Consider the following 2,740-nt stretch of genomic DNA (forward strand, 5'->3'; position numbering starts at 1 on the left):
GGTTCGCTGTAACGTCTAATTACTTTGTCATTTCTATACATAATGTTTAAAATTATGTAGCCTTATTTCAGGACGGGTCATTATTACAGCTAACGTTGTTGTGTATGGTTAGTTGCGTTGGCTAGCAACTAAATTAGTAAAAGAAAACGAACCAGAGGGAAATCCGATAGGATTTTCCGAGTACACACAGAACCAGCAATTAATTATACACGTTGTTGTAAAACGTTTTTAGTCATAATAATTAATTTCTCTTGTCCAAACAAATAGCTTTTTTCCATTAACAGATTTGATTTGTTTAATCCAGTTATTTTGATTGTCAAAGTAGTACTCAAAATCTACAATAACAGGTTTGTTCTTTTCTGTATAAATCAATTTTTTAATATTTCCTTTCTTATTATAAAAATATTCTGATGAGCGATTACTGTCTGTGTATTTTATAAATGTTATGACTTCTGATGTCTTTCTTTTCTGATTATCATAAGAGTATTCTGTAAAACTATTAATTGTATCAGTAATGTATAACACTTTTTCTAATAAGTCATTTTTGTATATATTCTGAATTTTTCGAGAAAGTTTTGAAGGAAGATTATCATAAGAACTATAATCATAATGCTCAGTTTCTAAAAGATTGTCATTAGAATCGTAATAATATTTAACACTAACTTTATTTAGACCAATACTATCCCTTTTCGATGAAGTAGTTCTCCCTTTTTTTATATACACATAAGGTTTGTGAACTATTTCTGCAATCTTTCTTCCTTTTTTATCATACTTATATTTCCAACTTGAACGCTCTCCATCTTCATCAAATCTTTTTATTTTGATTAAATTAGAAATTGAATCATAAACATATGCTGTGTATGAGTATAAATTCGGATCATATGATGCGTAATATATAGAAGAACTTATTTTGTTCTTATAGTTATATGTGAAATTTCGAGAAGTATAATCGTCTATTTCATAGATATCTTTAATTTGAATTAAATTATCTTTCTTATCGTATTTATATTTGTAAGTAGTTACAGTATCTCCATCTTTATAAAACCATACTTCATTTGTAGGTTTTCCTTTTTCATTAAATTCTTTATAATAATTTGAATAATGAACAAAAGGTGTTTTATACCACCAACTATGAAACCTGTCTTTTGTGAATTTAGCATTAGAAAACCCATGATGTCCATAATCACCTTCATTACTAAATAATTTCATGTTCTGGTGATTTTTATCTAAAAATGAAAGTTGTTCTCTAACAGATTTTACTTTTCCATAAATTGTGTCTTTTTGCTGTGAAAAGGAATATGAAAAATAAAATAATAGAGAAATTATGATTACACTTTTTTTAGTCATAGTTGATTGTTTTCCATAAATCTATTTATCATTTAGATATTATGAAAGAGTAAATTAGTTAAGTAGTTTGTTTGTTAAGTAAACAAGCGTTTTGGTTTAGTCAAATGTTTTACAACGGTTAGTATATGAAAAGTAGGCGATTACAAAGCACGAAACTTTCGTTTAAGCACAAAGTTTGATACGAACCAAAACCTTTGATTTTGGTACTAATTCGCCTATTTTTTATATACATTGTTGTAGGCCGTGTATTTATTTTGTGTTAGTTGAATCCTCGGCAACAGGAGTAATAGTTGCAAATTCATTAGAGTATGTTACTTTCCACGAATCATCAATCTTTTTAAAAACTAATGTTGCTGCAAATGGATCTATTTTGAACTGCTGCTTGTCTTTAAATGTTGCATGTCCTGTTCCAATATAAGTCATAATGACATTCTTTTTGTCAATATATGTAAATAGAATGTTGGTTTCATTGTACTTTTGATGGGCCACTGCACCAAAATATTCTTTATTTGATTTTATATAACCAGTATAATCAGCAACTACTCCATTGCTAATGGCAATAAATTCAGGACTGTTTAAGTAAGGTTCGGTTGCCTTTTCAAAATTTCCAGCTTCACTATTCTCAATAATTTGATTAATTACTACTTCAACCTCCGTTTTAATAGTTGCTTTATCTTGGTCACTTAACACTTCTATTTTTTTTGTATCACACGATGCAAGTAATAAAGTTGCTAGAGTCAGGATTGTCAGAGTTAATTTTTTCATTATTGTGAATTTTTATGGTTAATATAAATGGTTTTAAATTCTGAGTAACGTTTTTTCAATGTTTTGAAAATCAATTACTTATATTTATTATTTTCAGATGTATTTTTCTTCTTTTCGGGATCTAAAACGTTACCTTAAAGTAATTATTTTCCTTCCCGAAAAAAGAGGAATGGCCTACAACGGATTGGCTATGGTTTGTTACGGAATGACACGCAGTGTTATTCCGGTGTTGACCGAAAGATAGCAAAAATGCAGGGAATTTCCGATAGGAAATTCCGCCGTAATGAATTATAGGTGATGTTAGCGACAGTGTTTTTAATAACCGCTAAGATAAGCCGTTCAGCTTGTTAGTCCGACGTAGTAGAGTAGGTGAGCGACGCAGATCATTACGGAACAGAATTTGGCGGACGAGAAACGAGTCCGACGTCAAACATGGTTTTCAAGAGTAGAGTTTTTTGTTTTATTTGGCTTAAAAGTCAAAAAAAAAATCGCGAAGAAAAAAGCTGGCAAAAATTTGCGTAGTGCATTGTCGCTAACGTTGTTGTGTATGGTTAGATTCTGTGTTAGCAAACAACAAAAATCCTATATTTTTTTCTATTTTTGTTTTTCAAAACGGCTTTAAGCTAGT

2 protein-coding genes are annotated in these 2,740 nt (G+C 29.7%); both read right to left on the reverse strand.

Annotation, left to right across the window (positions count from 1 at the left end):
- Positions 1–228 precede the first annotated feature (228 nt).
- On the reverse strand, positions 229–1,347 hold the full coding sequence (locus tag H593_RS0115260) for a hypothetical protein (RefSeq protein WP_028873221.1): 1,119 nt from the start codon (positions 1,345–1,347) through the stop codon (positions 229–231).
- Between the two features lie 249 nt (positions 1,348–1,596).
- A complete protein-coding gene (locus H593_RS0115265) occupies positions 1,597–2,112 on the reverse strand; it encodes a nuclear transport factor 2 family protein (protein ID WP_027076425.1) in 516 nt (171 codons plus the stop codon).
- Positions 2,113–2,740 lie beyond the last annotated feature (628 nt).

The organism is Psychroserpens burtonensis DSM 12212 (genome assembly GCF_000425305.1).
Taxonomy (GTDB): domain Bacteria; phylum Bacteroidota; class Bacteroidia; order Flavobacteriales; family Flavobacteriaceae; genus Psychroserpens; species Psychroserpens burtonensis.

Coding starts and splice junctions, on each gene's coding strand:
- H593_RS0115265 (WP_027076425.1), bottom strand. CDS start 2,112: ATGAAAAAATTAACTCTGACAATCCTGACTCTAGCAACTTTATTACTT.
- H593_RS0115260 (WP_028873221.1), bottom strand. CDS start 1,347: ATGACTAAAAAAAGTGTAATCATAATTTCTCTATTATTTTATTTTTCA.